This window comes from Nocardioides sp. PD653-B2 (genome assembly GCF_002117935.1).
In the GTDB taxonomy this organism is placed as follows: Bacteria; Actinomycetota; Actinomycetes; order Propionibacteriales; family Nocardioidaceae; genus Nocardioides.
This window is the reverse complement of sequence record NZ_BDJE01000039.1, coordinates 1-17,863: the sequence shown is the minus strand read 5'-3', so window position 1 is coordinate 17,863 and position 17,863 is coordinate 1. Positions and strand designations below refer to the sequence as shown.

14 protein-coding genes are annotated in these 17,863 nt (G+C 71.0%); 9 read left to right on the top strand and 5 right to left on the bottom strand.

Annotation, left to right across the window (positions count from 1 at the left end; genetic code table 11):
* On the top strand, positions 1-451 hold a 451-nt coding region (locus PD653B2_RS16935), incomplete at its 5' end, for an aldehyde dehydrogenase family protein (RefSeq protein WP_123061249.1).
* Between the two features lie 10 nt (positions 452-461).
* Here PD653B2_RS16935 and PD653B2_RS16930 read toward each other — a convergent pair.
* Entirely contained in the window at positions 462-1,532 is a 1,071-nt protein-coding gene (locus PD653B2_RS16930; RefSeq protein ID WP_085873572.1) for an alkene reductase, read from the bottom strand.
* A 91-nt stretch (positions 1,533-1,623) separates the two neighbouring features.
* Here PD653B2_RS16930 and PD653B2_RS16925 point away from each other — a divergent pair, with 91 nt between their 5' ends.
* Positions 1,624-1,803: a hypothetical protein gene (locus PD653B2_RS16925; RefSeq protein ID WP_133059087.1), complete on the top strand. Its 180-nt coding sequence runs from the start codon at positions 1,624-1,626 to the stop codon at positions 1,801-1,803.
* Here the strand turns inward: PD653B2_RS16925 and PD653B2_RS16920 are convergent.
* Both PD653B2_RS16920 and PD653B2_RS16915 read right to left on the bottom strand, forming a co-directional pair.
* On the bottom strand, positions 1,788-2,270 hold the full coding sequence (locus PD653B2_RS16920; RefSeq protein ID WP_085873570.1) for a DUF2505 domain-containing protein: 483 nt from the start codon (positions 2,268-2,270) through the stop codon (positions 1,788-1,790). The two genes, PD653B2_RS16925 and PD653B2_RS16920, sit on opposite strands and share 16 nt — an antisense overlap.
* Positions 2,270-2,752 (bottom strand): DUF2505 domain-containing protein, encoded by a 483-nt coding sequence (locus tag PD653B2_RS16915; protein ID WP_165763513.1) that lies wholly within the window; start codon positions 2,750-2,752, stop codon positions 2,270-2,272. Before PD653B2_RS16915 ends, PD653B2_RS16920 begins: the two co-directional genes overlap by 1 nt.
* A gap of 67 nt (positions 2,753-2,819) precedes the next feature.
* On the opposite strand from PD653B2_RS16915, the gene PD653B2_RS16910 reads away from it, so the two are divergent.
* From PD653B2_RS16910 to PD653B2_RS16885, 6 genes are all read left to right on the top strand, one after another.
* Positions 2,820-3,623, top strand: a complete 804-nt coding sequence (locus tag PD653B2_RS16910) for a tryptophan 2,3-dioxygenase (protein WP_085873568.1) — start codon at positions 2,820-2,822, stop codon at positions 3,621-3,623.
* A gap of 362 nt (positions 3,624-3,985) precedes the next feature.
* Positions 3,986-8,863: an NAD-glutamate dehydrogenase gene (locus tag PD653B2_RS16905; protein WP_085873567.1), complete on the top strand. Its 4,878-nt coding sequence runs from the start codon at positions 3,986-3,988 to the stop codon at positions 8,861-8,863.
* A gap of 42 nt (positions 8,864-8,905) precedes the next feature.
* Positions 8,906-10,690 carry an ABC transporter ATP-binding protein gene (locus PD653B2_RS16900; RefSeq protein ID WP_085873566.1) on the top strand — a complete coding sequence of 595 codons (1,785 nt, stop codon included), beginning with the start codon at positions 8,906-8,908 and terminating at the stop codon, positions 10,688-10,690.
* Positions 10,687-12,525, top strand: a complete 1,839-nt coding sequence (locus PD653B2_RS16895; protein WP_242665321.1) for an ABC transporter ATP-binding protein — start codon at positions 10,687-10,689, stop codon at positions 12,523-12,525. Before PD653B2_RS16900 ends, PD653B2_RS16895 begins: the two co-directional genes overlap by 4 nt.
* Positions 12,526-12,541: 16 nt before the next feature.
* Complete coding sequence (locus PD653B2_RS16890) at positions 12,542-13,933, top strand: amidase (protein ID WP_085873565.1); 1,392 nt, start codon at positions 12,542-12,544, stop codon at positions 13,931-13,933.
* A complete protein-coding gene (locus PD653B2_RS16885) occupies positions 13,930-14,805 on the top strand; it encodes an SDR family NAD(P)-dependent oxidoreductase (protein WP_242665320.1) in 876 nt (291 codons plus the stop codon). The genes PD653B2_RS16890 and PD653B2_RS16885 overlap by 4 nt, the downstream gene beginning before the upstream one ends.
* On the opposite strand, the gene PD653B2_RS16880 is transcribed toward PD653B2_RS16885, so the two are convergent.
* Entirely contained in the window at positions 14,777-15,541 is a 765-nt protein-coding gene (locus tag PD653B2_RS16880; protein WP_085873564.1) for a sulfite exporter TauE/SafE family protein, read from the bottom strand. The two genes, PD653B2_RS16885 and PD653B2_RS16880, sit on opposite strands and share 29 nt — an antisense overlap.
* 112 nt (positions 15,542-15,653) lie before the next feature.
* Between PD653B2_RS16880 and PD653B2_RS16875 the strand changes: the two genes are divergently transcribed.
* Positions 15,654-16,925 carry an SLC13 family permease gene (locus PD653B2_RS16875; RefSeq protein ID WP_085873563.1) on the top strand — a complete coding sequence of 424 codons (1,272 nt, stop codon included), beginning with the start codon at positions 15,654-15,656 and terminating at the stop codon, positions 16,923-16,925.
* 3 nt (positions 16,926-16,928) lie between these two features.
* On the opposite strand, the gene PD653B2_RS16870 is transcribed toward PD653B2_RS16875, so the two are convergent.
* A complete protein-coding gene (locus PD653B2_RS16870) occupies positions 16,929-17,690 on the bottom strand; it encodes a VOC family protein (RefSeq protein WP_085873562.1) in 762 nt (253 codons plus the stop codon).
* Positions 17,691-17,863 lie beyond the last annotated feature (173 nt).

The following is a 17,863-nucleotide window of genomic DNA, read 5'->3' as shown; positions in this document are numbered from 1 at the left end:
GGTCCTGGCCGGCGGCACGCTCGACGACTCGGTGGGCTGGTTCGTGCGCCCGACCGTGGTCGAGTCCACGGACCCGACCGACCAGATGTTCTCCACCGAGTACTTCGGCCCGATCCTGGTCGTGCACGTCTACGAGGACGGCGACTACGAGAAGGTCGTGCACCAGCTCGAGTCGGTCGCACCGTACGCCCTGACCGGTGCGGTCATCGCCCAGGACCGCCGGGTGATCGCGTGGACCCAGGAGGCGCTGCGCTTCGCGGCCGGCAATTTCTACGTCAACGACAAGCCCACCGGTGCGGTCGTCGGACAGCAGCCCTTCGGCGGCGGCCGCGCGTCCGGCACCAACGACAAGGCCGGCGCAGCGGTCAACCTGCTGCGCTGGACCTCACCGCGGTCGATCAAGGAGACGTTCGTGCCACCGAAGGACTACCGCTACCCCTACATGGGGTGACCGGCGACGGTCAGCTGGCGAGCGAGGGGTAGTCGGTGTAGCCCTCGGCGCCGCCGCCGTAGAACGTGTCGGGGTCGGGCTCGTTGAGCTCGGCCCCGGTCTCCCAGCGCTTCGGCAGGTCCGGGTTGGCCAGGAAGAGCCGGCCGACCGCGACTGCGTCGGCGAGGTCCTGGTCGAGGATCGCCTGGGCCTTCTCACGGGTGGTGATCTCGCCGAAGCCGTCGTTGGCGATCAGCACGCCGCCGAAGTCCTTGCGGAGCTTCTGGACGAGCTCGTCGCTCGGGTCGGCGAGCACGCTGAGGTAGGCCAGGCCGAGCGGGGCGATGCCCTCGATCAGCGTGGTGTACGTCGCGGCGACGTCGGCCTCGTCGGTCTCGGTCGCGCCCTGGATGTTGTGGGCCGGCGAGATCCGGATGCCGACGCGCTCGGCGCCGATCGCCTCGGCGACGGCCCGGGTGACCTCGATGGCGAAGCGGGCCTGGTTGGCGGGCGACCCGCCGTACTCGTCCGTGCGCTCGTTGGAGCCCGGGGCGAGGAACTGGTGGATCAGGTAGCCGTTGGCGGCGTGCACCTCGACACCGTCGAGACCGGCCTCGACCGCGTTGCGCGCGGCCGTGACGTACTCCTCGATGACAGCGGGGATCTCGTCGGTCTCGATCGCCCGCGGCACCGGGTAGGGCTTCATGCCGTCGGCGGTGAACATCTCGTCCGGTGCGGCGAGCGCGCTGGGCGCGATGATCTCCTGGCCGCCGGTGTTGTCGGGGTGGGAGATCCGGCCGACGTGCATCAGCTGGGCGACGATGCGCCCGCCGTTCGCGTGCACGGCGTCGGCGACGCGACGCCAGCCCGCGAGCTGCTCGGGGGAGTGGAAGCCCGGCGTGTTCAAGTAGCCCTGGCCCCGGGCGCTGGGCTGCGAGCCCTCGGTGATGATCAGCCCGGCCGAGGCGCGCTGGGCGTAGTACTCCACGGCCAGGTCGCCGGGGACGGTGCCCTCGGCGCGGTTGCGGGTCAGGGGCGCCATCACGAGGCGGTTCTTCAGGTCCCAGGACTGGACGGTGAGGCTCTCGAACAGGTCAGGCATGCGGGTGCTCCTCTGGTTCGTGGTCGTTGAACACTTGATCAACCAGGGGAGGTGTCCGGGGGATTCCCCCTCCGGGGGAGAATGGGCCGCGATGAATGTCACGGTTTGGCTGGTTGCCCTGCACCTGGGCGCGCTGCACCCCGTCGAGAAGGCCCTCACGCTGGGGCTGGCGTTCGGGCCGTTCCTGCTGCTCGCCGGGGTGATCGTCGTGCGCCGGCGCCACGACGCGCTCGAGGACGCCGCGTCGGACGAGGCTCAGCGGGACAAGTAGTCCCGGCCCACGGACTCCTCGGCGACCAGCGCCTTGCGGAGCATGTCGGCGATGAGGCTCTCGATCTTGCCCGCGACCAGCGGGATGTTGACCTTGACCTCGACGTCGACGGTCTCGGTGGTCGTCGCGCCGGCCTCGGTCAGCGCGATGGTCCCGGTCATCTCGCCGGGCTTGCCCGGGATGGTGACGTGCAGCTCGGCTCGGGTCTCCGAGCTCCAGACCTCCGTCTGGACGATGTGGATCTCGTCGCCGACGAACTTCTTCGCGAACGACGGGATGCCGTGCGCCGCCTGGACCTGGTCGACCACGACCCGCATGCCCTCGGGGGTGTCGTCCACCTCGACGGTCGCCCGCAGCACCCGCTGGAACGCGCAGACCTCCTCGCGGAAGGTCGTGTCGTCGAGCATCGCGGACACCTCGGCGAGCGGGGCGTCGTACGTCAGGGTGTGGGTGAACCGCGTCGCCATCAGCGGTCCCCGGCCAGCCAGGCGACGCCGACCGAGTGGTCGGACTCCACGCCGGCGGTGACCCTGTCGGCGAGCAGCTTCTCGAGCTTGCCGCCGATGAGCGGGACCTTGATCTTCAGGTCGAGCTCGATGATCTCGCGGGAGCCGGAGCCCTCGGGGCGCAGCGTGATCGTGCCGTTGATCTCCGACGGCTTGCCGGGCGCCTCGATGCGCAGCGTGCCGCTGGTCGAGTCCTCCCACACCTCGCGCTGGATCGCCCGGGTGGAGTCGCCCGCGAACGTCCGCGCGAACGCCGGGAGGTCGTCGGTCCGCTGCATCTGGTCGATGGTCAGGGTGAACCCCGCGCCGCTGCGCTCGAGGCTGACCTCGGCCGAGATCACGTCCTGGGCGTCGCAGCACGCCTCGCGGAACGCCGGGTCGGACAGCATCTCGAACACCTCGGCGGGAGGCGCGTCGTAGGTGATCTCGTGTCGGAGCTTCATGTCGGCCATCATGCCGGTCCGGCCGTCTCGGGAAACCCTTCGTGACCCGCGACACTAGGGTCGGGTCATGACTGAGAACTTCGTGTCCTTCGGCGAGCAGGGGGCACAGCTGACCTACGGCAGCTACCTGCGGCTGCCCCAGCTGCTGGACGCCCAGCACCTCGAGTCAGACCCCCCGGCGCACGACGAGCTGTTGTTCATCACGATCCACCAGGTCTACGAACTGTGGTTCAAGCAGCTGCTGCACGAGGTCGGCGCCGCGCGCGACGCGATGCTCGGTGGCGTCCAGGGTGCCCGGCTGTGGTGGGCCCAGCACCTCCTGGCGCGGGTGCACGTCATCGAGCGGGTCCTGGTCCAGCAGATCGACGTCCTGGAGACGATGACCCCGCAGGACTTCCTGGAGTTCCGGCAGCGGCTGGCACCGGCCAGCGGCTTCCAGTCGGTGCAGTTCCGTGAGCTCGAGTTCCTGTCGGGTGCCAAGGACCCGTCGTACGTCGAGCGCTTCCGCGGGCTCACCGAGGCCGAGAAGGACCGCCTCGGCGCCCGCCTCGCCGAGCCGACTCTGTGGGACGCGTTCCTCGCGGTGCTCCGCAGCGAGGGCCTCCCGGCCGGGACCGACGCCGAGGTCTCGGCGTCGCTGCGCACCGTCGCGCACGACCGCTCCCGGCACGCCGTCGTGTGGGCGCTCTCCGAGGCGCTGCTCCAGCACGACGAGCTCGCCGCCAGCTGGCGCGCGCGCCACGTCGTCATGGTCGAGCGGATGATCGGCGCCAAGTCCGGCACCGGCGGCTCCAGCGGCTCGACGTACCTCCGCTCTCGCCTGCCCGTGCAGTACTACCCGTTGCTGTGGGACCTGCGCTCCGAGCTGTGAGCTGCCGTCGTGGCCCGAGCTCGCTCGGGTCACGACGAGGCAGCAGCCAGGTCGAGTAGCCCCGCGAGCGAGGGACGAGCTCGCGACGGGCGTATCGAGACCGGGAGCACGGTGGTCTCGATACGCTCGCTGCGCTCGCTACTCGACCGACGATGGCGCAGGTCCGCCCGGCGGTGGAGGAGGTTGCGCAGCAACCGTCTCGAAACCCGGTGAGTCGACCGGCCACCTGGTGTGCGCGTGGGCTACGGGGGTTTCGAGACAGGCGCTGCGCGCCTTCCTCAACCACCGGGAGGGACCGATCCGACTCGCGGGTAACCGCCCCGTGTTGGCCCCGGTGACGGGCGGGTCCTAGTGTCGGAGGCGTGTCAACGACGACGCGCGATCAGGACAAGTCCGCCCTTCTCACCGAGGCCATCGAGCTGGCCAGGAGCGGACGGGGGACCGGCGGTCCGCCGCGCGACTCCGTCGACGCCCTGATCCGCGCCTACTACCGCCACGTGGCGGCCGAGGACGTGTGTGACCGCAGTGGTGCCGACGTGTACGGCGCGTTCGCGTCGCACTACCAGCTCGCGGCCAACCGGCCCCAGGGCACCGCCCGGGTGCGGGTGTCGACGCCGAGCCTGGCCGACGAGGGCTGGTCGGCCGCGGGGCACTCGGTCGTGGAGGTCGTCGTCGACGACATGCCGTTCCTCGTCGACTCGCTGACGATGGAGCTCTCCCGCCAGCTGCACGACGTGCACACCGTGGTGCACCCGCTCTTCGACGTCGTCCGCGACATCACCGGCGCCCTGCGAGAGGTGCGCCCGGTCGCCGACGGCGAGCCCGACTCCGACACCGAGTCGGACCGCGAGTCGTGGATGCACATCGAGATCGACCGGATCCCCGACGGGTTCGACGTCGCCGAGCTCGAGGAGTCCCTCCAGCGGGTGCTGCGCGACGTGCGCGAGGCCGTCGAGGACTGGGACAAGATGCACGCCGAGGTCCACCGGATCGTCGCCGAGCTCGACAGCGCCGACCTGCCCCTCGACCCCGACGAGGTCGACCAGGCCCGCGGGCTGCTGCAGTGGCTGGCAGCCGACCACTTCACGTTCCTCGGCTACCGGGAGTACCGGCTCGAGCAGCACGGCGACGACGAGTACCTGCGCGGCGTGCCCGGCACCGGGCTCGGCATCCTGCGCGCCGACCAGGACATGTCGGCGTCCTCCGGGAAGCTGCCGCCGATGGCCGGGGCGAAGGCGCGCGAGAAGACCCTGCTGGTGCTCACGAAGGCCAACTCGCGCTCGACCGTGCACCGGCCGGCCTACCTCGACTACGTCGGCGTGAAGAAGTTCGAGGACGGCCAGGTCGTCGGCGAACGGCGCTTCCTCGGCCTCTACTCGAGCGCGGCCTACACCGAGTCGCTGACCCGGATCCCGCTGCTGCGGGAGCGGGCGGCCGCGGTCCTGAAGCGGATCGGGTTCTCGCTGCAGAGCCACGACGGCAAGGCCCTGATGGACACGCTCGAGACCTACCCCCGCGACGAGCTCTTCCACACCAGCGTCGACGAGCTGGCCCCGATGGCCGAGGCCGCGATGCATGCCCGCGAGCGCCGCCAGCTGCGGCTCTTCATCCGGCGCGACACCTACGGCCGCTACGTCTCGGTGCTCGTCTACCTGCCCCGCGACCGCTACAACACCAACGTCCGCGAGCGGTTCTCCCAGATCCTCAAGGACCGGTTGGGCGGCGACTCCGTCGAGTTCACCGTGCGGCTGACCGAGTCGACGACCGCCCGCGTGCACTTCGTCGTGCACCCTGCGAAGGGGTCGACGATCCCCGAGGTCGACAGCGGTGACCTCGAGCGCCGCCTGATCGAGGCGTCCCGCTCCTGGCGCGACGACTTCACCACCGCCGTCATCGCGGAGTACGGCGAGGAGGTCGGCGCCCGCCTCGCCCGGCGCTACCTCGACTCCTTCCCGGAGGCCTACAAGGAGGACTTCGCTCCCCGGGTCGGCGCGGTCGACCTCGGCCGGCTCGAGGCGCTCACCCTCGACGAGCTCCCCGGTGGCGAGGCTGCGGGCATCGACCTCGCGCTCTACCAGGACCTCGACGCCGGTCGCGGCGAGGCCCGGCTGAAGGTCTACCGGGTCGGCCCGCCGCTCTCGCTGTCGCAGATCCTGCCGATGTTGTCGTCGATGGGCGTCGAGGTCATCGACGAGCGGCCCTACGAGCTCGACGGCCTCGAGCGGCCGTCGTACATCTACGAGTTCGGCCTGCGCTACGGCAAGGCGCTGCCCGAGAACTCCCGCGAGCTCTTCCAGGACACGATCCGCGCGGTCTGGGACGGCCACAACGAGATCGACGGCTTCAACGGGCTGGTGCTCGCGGCCGGCCTGACCTGGCGCCAGGCGACGGTGCTGCGGGCGTACGCGAAGTACATGCGGCAGGGGAACTCGCCGTTCGCCCTCGACTACATCGAGGACGCGCTGCGCAACAACGTCGACATCACCCGGCTGCTGGTGCTGCTCTTCGAGATCCGTTTCGACCCGACCGCCGACCGCGAGCGCACGACCATGGTCGAGGAGCGGATCACCCGCGCCCTCGAGGACGTCGCCAGCCTCGACCACGACCGGATCCTGCGGTCCTACCTGACCCACATCGGCGCGACGCTGCGCACCAACTACTTCCAGCCGGCCCGCGACGGCTCCGGCGCGCGGTCCTACATCTCGTTCAAGCTCGAGCCGTCGGCGATCCCCGACCTGCCCGAGCCGCGACCGAAGTACGAGATCTTCGTCTACTCGCCGCGCGTCGAGGGTGTGCACCTGCGCTTCGGTGCGGTCGCCCGCGGTGGCCTGCGCTGGTCCGACCGTCGCGACGACTTCCGCACCGAGGTGCTCGGCCTGGTCAAGGCGCAGATGGTCAAGAACACCGTGATCGTGCCGGTCGGCGCGAAGGGCGGGTTCTTCTGCAAGCAGCTGCCCGACCCGAGTGACCGCGACGCGTGGCTGGCCGAGGGCGTCGCCTGCTACCGCACCTTCATCTCCGGGTTGCTCGACATCACCGACAACCTGGTCGACGGCGAGACCGTGCCGCCCGAGCACGTCGTGCGCCACGACGGCGACGACTCCTACCTCGTCGTGGCCGCCGACAAGGGCACCGCGTCGTTCTCCGACATCGCCAACGGTGTCGCGAAGGACTACGGCTTCTGGCTCGGCGACGCCTTCGCGAGCGGCGGGTCCGTCGGCTACGACCACAAGGCCATGGGCATCACGGCCCGCGGTGCCTGGGTGTCCGTGCAGCGGCACTTCCGCGAGCGGGGCATCGACTGCCAGACCGAGGACTTCACCTGCGTCGGCATCGGCGACATGTCGGGCGACGTCTTCGGCAACGGCATGCTCTGCTCCGAGCACACCCGTCTCGTGGCGGCCTTCGACCACCGCGACATCTTCCTCGACCCGACGCCCGACGCGGCGACGTCGTACGCCGAGCGGCAGCGGATGTTCGCGCTGCCCCGCTCGAGCTGGCAGGACTACGACCACGCCCTGATCTCCGAGGGCGGCGGCGTCTACTCGCGCTCGCTGAAGAAGATCCCGCTGAACGACGCGGTGCGCAAGGCGCTCGGCATCGACCGGCACGTGGAGGTCATGACGCCCGCCGAGCTGATGCGCGCGATCCTGCTCGCGCCGGTCGACCTGCTGTGGAACGGCGGCATCGGCACCTACGTGAAGGGCTCCGGCGAGACCCATGCCGACGCCGGCGACAAGGCGAACGACGGCATCCGCGTCGACGGGCGCGACCTGCGCGTCCAGTGCGTCGGTGAGGGCGGCAACCTCGGGCTCACCCAGCTCGGCCGCGTCGAGTACGCCCGGGAGGGGCGCGGCGGCGCGGGCGGCCGGATCAACACCGACTTCATCGACAACTCGGCCGGCGTCGACACGTCCGACCACGAGGTCAACCTCAAGATCCTGCTCGACCGCGTCGTCAAGGACGGCGACCTCACCGAGAAGCAGCGCAACCACCTGCTCGCGGAGATGACCGACGAGGTCGCCCAGCTGGTGCTGCGGGACAACTACGAGCAGAACGTCGCGCTCGCGAACTCCATCGCGCACGGCACGTCGCTGCTGCACGTGCACGAGGACTGGATGCGCAAGCTGGAGCGCGACGGCGTCCTGAACCGGCAGCTCGAGGGCCTCCCCACGAGCCGGGAGGTACGCCGGCGCCTCGACCGCGGCGAGGCGCTCTCCGCGCCGGAGCTCTCGGTGCTGCTCGCGTGGACCAAGATCGTCCTCGAGGGCGAGCTGCTCGCCTCCGACCTCCCGGACGACCCGTACCTCGACCACGACCTGCGGGCCTACTTCCCGACCGCGGTGCGCGAAGGCTTCGCCGACCAGGTGGGCAACCACCCGCTGCGGCGGGAGATCATCGTGACCCAGGTGGTCAACGACCTGGTCAACGGCGCCGGCATGACCTACTGGCCGCGCCTGTCCGGCGAGACCGGCGCGACCGCGGAGGAGCTGACCCGGGCCAACTTCGCCGCCCGCGAGATCTTCGGGTCGCTGCCCCTGCGCCAGGAGCTGATGACCTTCGACAACCAGCTCGACGCCGGCGTCCAGACCCGGATGCGGCTCGAGATGCGCACCCTGGTGGAGCGCGCGTCGCGCTGGCTCGTCAACAACCGGAGGCCCCCGCTCGACACCAGGGGGACCGTCCAGCAGTTCGCCGAGCCGGTCCAGCGGGTGATGGCGGAGCTGCCCGAGCTGATGACCGGCCGCGAGCTCGCGGCGTACGAGGAGCGACGCGACCGGCTCACGGCCGAGGGTGTGCCGGAGGACCTCGCCCGCCGGGTGGCGGTCCTGCCGCCGGCGTACATGCTGCTCGGCGTGATCGAGGTGGCCGGCCGCGAGGGTCTCGACCCTGTCGTCGTGGCCCGGGTGCACTTCGCGTTGGCGGAGCGACTCGGCCTGCCGATGCTGGTCCAGCGGATCCTGGCGCTGCCGCGCGACGACCGGTGGCAGACGATGGCCCGGGCGGCCCTGCGCGACGACCTGCACGCGGTCCACGCACAGCTCACCGCCCAGGTGCTGGCCACGACCGCGGCCGACGACTCCGTCGAGGCGCGGATCGCCGCCTGGGAGGACGCCGACGACGTCCTCGTTCCCCGGGCGACCGCGACGCTCGAGGAGATCTGCGCCGACGACCAGGCCGACCTGGCCCGGCTCTCGGTCGGGTTGCGCGTGGTGCGCGGGCTGCTGGCGACCGGATAACCCGTCGCCGGGGTCGGTGGCGCGACCTAGGATCGACCAGCGATGCGCCATCCTCTCGGCCCCGCTCCGGCCCAGGAGCCTCCTGCTGGCGTGCACTCGCTCTGGCGGCTGCGCGGCTACCTCCGTCCTCACGCCACGGCCCTGGTCGTGATGATGGTGGCCGCGCTCGGAGGGGTGGCGCTGTCCATCGGGATCCCGCTGGTCACCAAGGCGATCATCGACGGCCCGATCACCGACCACGACCTGGGAGCGCTCCTCCCGCTGGGTCTGCTCGCGCTCGGTCTCGGCGTCGTCGAGGCGTTCTTGATCTGGGTGCGGCGGTGGGTGCAGTCCAACGCCGTGCTCGGCCTCGAGACGGAGATGCGGCGCGACCTCTACGACCACCTCCAGCAGCTGCCGATGAGCTTCCACAGCCGCTGGGAGTCCGGCCAGCTGCTGTCCCGGGCGACCACCGACCTCTCGGCGCTGCGGCGGTTCGCCGGCTTCGGCCTGCTGTTCCTGGTCATCAACATCCTCCAGGTCACGATCGTCACGATCGTCCTGCTGCACATGTACTGGCCGCTCGGCCTGGTCGTCGCCGCCACGGCCGCGCCCATCGTGTGGCTGTCGATGCGCTTCGAGAAGAAGTACGTCCTGGTCTCGCGACGGGTGCAGGACGAGCAGGGTGACCTCGCCACCCTGGCCGAGGAAGGTGCCGTCGGCATCCGGGTGATCAAGTCCTTCGGCCGCAGCGAGCACGTCTCGAAGCGCTACGAGGCCGCCGCCCGCAGGCTCCACGACACCAGCATGGACAAGGTCCGTCTCTCGGCTCGTTTCTGGACGTTCCTCGAGGTCATCCCCAACCTCGCCGTCGCGGTGGTCCTGCTGCTCGGCGCGATCGGCGTCGGCAAGGGCTACCTGTCGCCGGGCGAGCTGGTCGCGTTCCTGACGCTGATGCTCTCGCTGGTCTGGCCGGTCGCGTCGCTCGGCGTGATCCTGGCGATGGCCCAGGAGGCGATGACGTCGAGCGCCCGGATCCTCGAGATCTTCGACACCGAGCCGGCCATCGTGACGGGCACCCGCGAGATCCGCGAGCCGCGCGGCCACGTCCGCTTCGAGCACGTCGACTTCGCCTTCCCCGACGCGCCCGACGAGCTCGTGCTGAGGGACGTGAACCTCGACATCGCGCCCGGCGAGACGGTGGCGCTGGTCGGCGCGACCGGCTCCGGCAAGAGCATCCTCACCGCCCTGGTGCCCCGGCTGTACGACGTCACCGGCGGCCGGATCACCATCGACGGCGTCGACGTCCGCGAGCTCCGGCTGGGCCACCTGCGCCAGCTGGTCGCCACCGCCTTCGAGGAGCCGACGCTCTTCTCGATGAGCGCGCGGGAGAACCTCACCCTGGGTCGTGCCGACGCCACCGAGGAGGAGATCGAGTCGGCGCTGGCCGTCAGCCAGGCCGGTTTCGCCCAGGACCTGCCGTGGGCCCTCGAGACGCGTATCGGCGAGCAGGGCATGGCGCTCTCCGGCGGGCAGCGGCAGCGGCTCGCGCTCGCCCGGGCGGTGCTCGCGAAGCCGACCGTGCTGATCCTCGACGACACGTTGTCGGCCCTGGACGTGCACACCGAGAAGCTGGTCGAGGAGGCGCTGCGCCGGGTGCTCGCCGACACGACCGGCCTCGTCGTCGCCCACCGCGCCTCGACCGTGCTGCTGGCCGACAGGGTCGCGCTGATCGAGCGCGGCACGATCACCCATGTCGGCGACCACCGCGACCTGCTCGCGACCGTCCCGGCCTACCAGCGGCTGCTCTCCGGCGACGCCCTCGAGAGCACGGGGGAGGTGCGGTGAGCGACCAGACCGACGAGGACGCCCCGCGCTGGCGCGGTGTGGCGGAGGCCGACGCCGACGAGGCCGCCGAGCAGATGACCGCCGGGCTCGGCGGCGGGTCCCAGCGGCTGCTGCGCCAGCTGCTCGCGCCCTACCGGCGCGCCATCCAGGTCCTGGTCGCGATCGTCGTCGTCGAGAACGCGGCCCGGCTCTCCATCCCCTACCTGGTCAAGGAGGGCATCGACGACGGCATCGCGCCGATCCAGGCCTCCGGCGACCTGGAGCCGCTGTTCCTCGTCGTCGGGCTGATGCTGGTCGCGACGCTGACCCAGGCGATCGCCCGCAACCTCTTCCTGGTGCGTTCGGGGCGGATCGGCCAGGACGTGCTCTTCGAGGTACGCCGCCGGATCTTCCGCCACTTCCAAGCGCTGAGCCCGGCGTTCCACGACGGCTACACCTCCGGCCGGGTGATCTCGCGGCAGACCTCCGACGTCGACGCGATCTACGAGATGCTCGAGACCGGCTTCGACGGGCTGGTGACCGCGGCGCTGACCCTGGTCGGCACGGCCGGCATCCTGCTCTTCCTCGACGTCAAGCTCGGCCTGGTCGCGCTGATCTGCGGCCCCTTCCTCGCGCTGCTGACCAACTGGTTCCGCAAGGCCTCAGCGCAGAGCTACAAGGTCACCCGCGAGAAGGTCGCGCTCGTCATCGTCCACTTCGTCGAGTCGATGGGCGGCATCCGCGCCGTCCAGGCCTTCCGCCGCGAGCCGCGCAACCAGGAGATCTTCGACGACGTCAACGACCAGTACCGCGCGGCCAACCTGGTCGCCTTCCGGCTGGTCGCCTGGTTCATGCCGGCGATCCGGCTGATCGGCAACGTGACCATCGCGGTGGTCCTCGTCTACGGCGGCTACCGCGCCTACCACGGCGACATCACCGTCGGCGTGCTCGCGGCGTTCCTGCTCTACCTGCGCCAGTTCTTCGAGCCGATGATGGAGATCTCGCAGTTCTACAACACCTTCCAGTCGGCCTCGGCCGCGCTCGACAAGCTCGCCGGTGTGCTCGACGAGCAGCCCGACGTCCCCGAGCCGGAGCAGCCGCTCCACCTCCCGGTCAGCCAGGGTGAGCTGCGCTTCGACCACGTCCGGTTCTCCTACGTCGAGGACCGGCCGGTGCTGCCCGACCTCGACCTGACCGTGCCGGCGGGCCAGACCCTGGCGCTGGTCGGCACCACCGGCGCCGGCAAGACGACGCTGGCCAAGCTGGCCACCCGGTTCTACGACCCGGTCGGCGGGCGGGTGCTGCTCGACGGCGTCGACCTGCGCGAGCTGACCTCCGACAACCTGCGCGACCAGGTCGTGATGGTCACCCAGGAGAATTACCTCTTCTCCGGCACCGTCGCCGACAACATCCGCTTCGGCCACCCCGAGGCGACCACCGAGCAGGTCGTGGCCGCCGCGACCGCCCTCGGAGCCCACGACTTCATCAGCGCGCTGCCCGACGGCTACGACACCGACGTCAGCAACCGCGGCGGCCGGCTCAGCGCCGGCCAGCGTCAGCTCGTGGCCTTCGCCCGGGCGTTCCTCGCCGACCCCGCCGTGCTGATCCTCGACGAGGCGACCTCGTCGCTCGACGTGCCCAGCGAGCAGCTCGTCCAGCAGGCGCTGCGCACCGTGCTCGCCGGCCGCACCGCGGTGATCATCGCCCACCGGCTCTCGACCGTCGAGATCGCCGACCGGGTGCTGGTGATGGAGCACGGCCGGATCGTCGAGGACGGCTCGCCGGCCGACCTGATCGCCGCCGGCGACGGCCGTTTCTCCGACCTCCACACTGCCTGGCTCGACTCGTTGGCCTAGTGGCTAGTGTTCCGCCATGAGCGACCTGAGCATGGTGGGTGTGGCCGAGACCGCACGACGCGTGGCCGGGGGCGAGATCTCCGCGCGCGGCGTCGTCGAGCAGGCCCTCGGCCGGATCGACGAGCGCGACCGCGACCTCAACGCGTTCTCCCGCGTGCTGGTCGACGAGGCGATCGCCGAGGCCGAAGCCCGCGACGCGGCGCTCGCCTCGGGGGGGCGCGTCGGGCCGTTGCACGGCGTCCCGATCGCCATCAAGGACGAGATCGACGTCGCCGGCACGGTCACGACGTTCGGCGGCGACGCCAACACGACGCCGGTCGCGGCCGACGCCGAGATCGTGCTGCGGCTGCGGACCGCCGGCGCCGTGATCGTCGGCAAGACCACGATGCCGGAGTTCGGCGCCTTCCCCTTCACCGAGTCGGCGTCCCGAGGCGTCACCCGCAACCCGTGGGACCGCACCCGCACGCCCGGCGGCTCCAGCGGCGGTACGGCGGTCGCGGTGGCCTCCGGCATGGTCCCCGTCGGGATCGGCGGCGACGGCGGCGGCTCGATCCGGATCCCCAGCGCGAGTTGCGGGCTCTTCGGGCTCAAGCCGCAGCGCGGCCGGGTCAGCACGGCGCCGCACCCGCACCTCTGGTTCGCGCTCGGCACCGCCGGGCCGCTGACCCGCAGCGTGCTCGACAGCGCCCTCGTGTACGACGCCATCCGCGGCAACGTCGACGGCGACCTCTACACCGCGGGCGGCGACGCCCCGTTCGTCGACGCGGTCGGCCGCGAGCCGGGGCGGCTGCGGATCGGCTGGTCGGTCACGGCCGTGAGCCTGGGTGTGAAACCCGACCCGGTCCACGTGCGCGCGGTCGAGGAGACGGCGCGGCTCCTCGGCGAGCTCGGCCACGACGTCCGCGAGGTCGACCCGCACTACCCCGACCCGACGGCGGCGTTCGTCCCGCAGTTCCTCGGCGGCATCCGCGCCGAGGCCGACCAGGTCCAGCACTACGACCGGCTCGAGCGGCGCACCCGCGAGACCTACCGGCTCGGCTCGTGGGTCACACCGCGGGTCGTCGACTGGGCGATGGGGCAGACCGAGAAGGTCTCCGCGAAGGCCAACCGGGTCTTCGACTCCGTCGACGTGCTGCTCACGCCCGTCATCGCGCAGCGCCCGCCGAGGGTCGGCCGCCTCGACGGGGTCGGCACCGTCCGCGCGGCGCTGCGCTCCATGCCCTCCATCGCGTACGCCGCGCTGTGGAACGTCGCCGGCAACCCGGCCGCGTCGGTCCCGTGCGGCATCGGCTCCGACGGCCTCCCGGTCGCGGTGCAGCTCGTCGGGCGCACCGACGACGAGGCGACCCTCTTCTCGCTCTCCGCCCAGCTCGAGAAGGCCCGGCCCTGGCCGCTGGTCGCCTCGTGACACTCCTGTTCGCGACCCCGACGGCGCGAGTACGCCGGCTCCTCGGACGACCCGGTCCGCTGCGCGGCCGCACCGTGCTCGTCACGGGAGCGTCGTCCGGCATCGGTGAGGCCACGGCGCGCGCGGTCGCGGCCAGGGGCGCGACCGTGCTGCTGGTCGCCCGCCGGGCCGACGAGCTGGAGCGGGTCCGGTCCGCGATCGAGGCGGCCGATGGCCGGGCGGCGTCGTACGTCTGCGACCTCACCGACGGCGACGCCGTCGACGCCTTGGTCGCCCGCCTGCTCGCCGAGCACGGTGCGGTCGACTACCTGGTCAACAACGCCGGCCGCTCGATCCGGCGCTCGCTCGCGCTGTCCTACGACCGGTTCCACGACGTGGAGCGGACCATGGCGATCAACTACTTCGGCCCGGTGCGGCTGACGATGGGGCTGCTGCCGGCGATGCGCGCCCAGCGCTTCGGCCACGTGGTCAACATCGTGACGTGGGGCGTGCAGATGAAGGCGCCGAAGTTCAGCGCCTACATCGCCTCCAAGACCGCGCTCGACACGTGGAGCCGGATCGCGGGGCGGGAGGCCTACGCCGACAACGTGACGTTCACGAACATGCGGTTCTCGCTGGTGCGCACCCCGATGTCCGCGCCCACCGAGGCGTACGCCGGCCGCGGCGCGACGCCCGAGCTGGCCGCCCGCCGGATCGTGCGCGCGCTCGAGGACCGCCCGCTCACGGTCAACACCTGGGCCGGCAACGTCGGCGAGCTGCTCAACATCTCGGCCCCGCGGCTCAGCGACTGGCTGTTCCACCGCTTCGACCGGATGTTCCCGGACTCGGCCGCGGCCCAGGGCGTCAGCGGAGCATCGACACCGCGGCGGTGACGCCGACCAGCACGATCAGCGCGCGCAGGGCCGTCGGGTTGAGGCGCCGCCCGATGCGCGCACCGACGTAGCCGCCGACGATCGACCCGCTGGCGAGCAGCACGATCGCCAGCCAGTCGAGGTCGGCGACGAAGACGAAGATCACGCTCGCCACCAGGTTGCTGGCGAGGATCGCCAGGGTCTTGAGTGCATTGACGATCCGGAAGTCCAGGTTCGAGCCGAAGCCGAGGACGGCCATCATCATCACGCCGGACCCGGCACCGAAGTAGCCGCCGTACACCCCGACGACGGTGGAGAAGACCGTCGTGACGGGGGAGAGGCGGGTGCGCTCGTGGGGTGGCGCCGCCTCGGCTGCCTTCCGCAGCCAGCGGCTGATCCGGGGCTGCGCACCGACCAGCAGGCAGGTGCCGAGGATCAGCCAGGGGACGACGGCCTCGAAGACACCGGGCGGCAGGGCCAGGAGCAGGGCGGCGCCGCCCACCGAGCCGAGGGCGCAGGTCCCGATGATCGTGGCCGTGACGACGGGGTGCTCGCGCAGCTCGGACCGGTAGCCGAACGACCCGGTCAGGCTGGCGGGCGTCATCCCGATCGTGTTGGAGGCGTTCGCGACCACCGGGGGGAGACCGACCGCGAGCAGCACCGGGAAGCTCAGCAGCGAGGCCACGCCGACGGTCGAGGTCATGATGCCGGCGACCAGGCCCGTGACCACCACGGCCAGCTCCTCCAGTCCCGTCACCCGGGCAGCCTATTTGACACTCGGCGCCGTACCGGGTCGGCTGGGGGCAGAGCCGCGGGTGTGAGCGGGGTCACTCGGGACCCTCGCCCGCCGGCCACGAGAGGTTGCGTTCATGGGACCGGAGTGGGTGGCGATCCTCGCCCTCGTCGCGCTGTTCGTCGTCGGCACGGTGCTGCCGATCAACATGGGAGCGCTCGCGTACGTCGCGGCGTGGTTGGTCGGGATGTACTCGCTGCACCTCGACGAGAAGGAGATCCTCGCCGGCGTCAGCGGCGACCTGATCCTGACCCTGATCGGGGTGACCTTCCTCTTCGCGATCGCCCGCAACAACGGCACCGTCGACCTGATCGTCAGATCCGCCGTGAAGGGCGTGGGCGGCCGGGTCGCCCTGATCCCGTGGGTGATGTTCGGCGTCACCGCGGTGCTCACCGCCATCGGTGCGGTCAGCCCCGCGGCCTGCGCGATCATCGGCCCGATCGCGCTCGGCTTCGCCGGCCGCTACGGCATCAGCCCGCTGATGATGGGCATGTTCGTCGTGCACGGCGCCCAGGCAGGCGGCTTCTCGCCGATCAGCATCTACGGCACGATCACCAACTCGGTGATGGCCGACAACGGGCTGCCGAACAGCGAGATCACGGTCTTTCTCTCCAGCCTGGTGATCAACACGATCCTGGCCGCGATCCTCTTCGTCGTGCTCGGTGGGCGCGAGCTGATGTCGCGCCGGGTCGACCCGGAGGAGGAGGCATCCGGATCCGGTGGGGGCACGGCGGTCGCGGTGGACACCCGCGTGGGTCGTGACCAGGTGCTCACCCTGCTCGCGTTCGTCGGCGTCGCGCTCGTCTCGCTGATCTTCGACAAGAACATCGGCTTCGTCGCGATCACGGCCGCGGTCATCCTCTCGGTGCTCGCTCCTCAGAAGAACAAGGACACCGTCAGGCAGATCGCCTGGCCGACCGTGCTCCTCGTAGCCGGCGTGAGCACCTACGCGACCATCCTCACCACCGCCGGGTCGCCGGAGTTCGTGGGCAACTGGGCTGCCGGGTTCAGCACCGCGGTGGTCGGCGCGCTGATCCTCTGCTACGTCGGCGGCGTGGTGTCGGCGTTCGCGTCCTCGACCGCACTCCTGCCGGTGATCATCCCGATCGCGATCCCGCTGGTCGCCGACGGCGGGGTCAGCGCCGGCCTCTTCGTCGCGGCGCTCGCGGTGTCGTCGACGATCGTCGACGTGAGTCCCTTCTCGACCAACGGAGCGTTGATGCTCGCGAACCGCCCGGACTCGATCGGGGAGGAGAAGTACTACCACCAGATCCTCACCTACAGCGTGATCGTCGTGCTCGTCGGCCCGCTGCTGGTGTGGGCGGCCCTGGTGCTGCCGGGCTGGTGAGTCTCAGGCCGGGTTCGGGCCCATCACCAGGAGCTCGACCCCGCTCGGGTCCGCCAGGGTCGCGGCCCGGCCGTACGGCGTCTCCTCGGGCGCGGTGACCTGGGTGCCGCCGAGCTCCGACGCGCGGGCCACGGCGGCCTCGGTGTCGCCGACCACGATGAAGAAGTGCCAGTGCGACGGGCGGTCGCCGAGGAACCCGGATGCGTCCATGATCCCGGCCAGGGCGTCCTCGTCCCTGCCCAGCGTCGTGTACCGGAACCCCGGGGTGTCGGCCATCGTGTGCGTGTCCCATCCGAAGACGTTCTCGTAGAACGGGATCACCGCGTCGTAGTCGCTGCTCAGCACCTCGAACCAGCCCGGTGCCCCTTCCCCGGCGCGGGTCGAGATGCCGGTCATCGAGTGCGGCTGCCAGATGCCGACGGCGGCACCGGCCGGGTCGGTCACCATCGCCATGTGGCCGAGGTCGCCGACCGGCATGGCCTCGAGCAGGACCTGCCCGCCGTTCGCCTTCGCCATCTCGACGGTGTCGGCTGCGTTGTTGCTCTCGAGGTAGACGTTCCAGCCGTCCACGCCCGTGCCGTCGTTCTTCATGCAGCCGGCGATCGGCGCGCCGTCGCGCCCGAACGTGATGTAGCCGCCGAACTCCTCGCCACTGCCGCGCGCCGTCCAGCCGAACAGCCCGCCGTAGAACCTCGTCGCGGCCTCGGTGTCGGACGTGAACAGCTCGATCCAGATCGGCTCGCCGGGAACGTCGTTGAGACTCATGGCTCTGCTCCTTCGCGGTCGTCGTCCTGCCTTCATCAGACACCCATGCGCCGACATTCTCATCGCCCCCGTCACCCCGGTGGTTGAGGAAGGACGAAGTCCTGTCGCACGCGGTGGTTGAGGAAGGACGAAGTCCTGTCTCGAAACCACCGCCACCCCGGTGGTTGAGGAAG

Excerpts from the sequence above, each read along its gene's own strand:
- PD653B2_RS16930 (WP_085873572.1), bottom strand. The coding sequence starts at position 1,532 with ATGCCTGACCTGTTCGAGAGCCTCACCGTCCAGTCCTGGGACCTGAAG.
- PD653B2_RS16910 (WP_085873568.1), top strand. The coding sequence starts at position 2,820 with ATGACTGAGAACTTCGTGTCCTTCGGCGAGCAGGGGGCACAGCTGACC.
- PD653B2_RS16925 (WP_133059087.1), top strand. The coding sequence starts at position 1,624 with ATGAATGTCACGGTTTGGCTGGTTGCCCTGCACCTGGGCGCGCTGCAC.
- PD653B2_RS16890 (WP_085873565.1), top strand. The coding sequence starts at position 12,542 with ATGAGCGACCTGAGCATGGTGGGTGTGGCCGAGACCGCACGACGCGTG.
- PD653B2_RS16915 (WP_165763513.1), bottom strand. The coding sequence starts at position 2,752 with ATGAAGCTCCGACACGAGATCACCTACGACGCGCCTCCCGCCGAGGTG.
- PD653B2_RS16875 (WP_085873563.1), top strand. The coding sequence starts at position 15,654 with ATGGGACCGGAGTGGGTGGCGATCCTCGCCCTCGTCGCGCTGTTCGTC.
- PD653B2_RS16870 (WP_085873562.1), bottom strand. The coding sequence starts at position 17,690 with ATGAGTCTCAACGACGTTCCCGGCGAGCCGATCTGGATCGAGCTGTTC.
- PD653B2_RS16920 (WP_085873570.1), bottom strand. The coding sequence starts at position 2,270 with ATGGCGACGCGGTTCACCCACACCCTGACGTACGACGCCCCGCTCGCC.
- PD653B2_RS16900 (WP_085873566.1), top strand. The coding sequence starts at position 8,906 with ATGCGCCATCCTCTCGGCCCCGCTCCGGCCCAGGAGCCTCCTGCTGGC.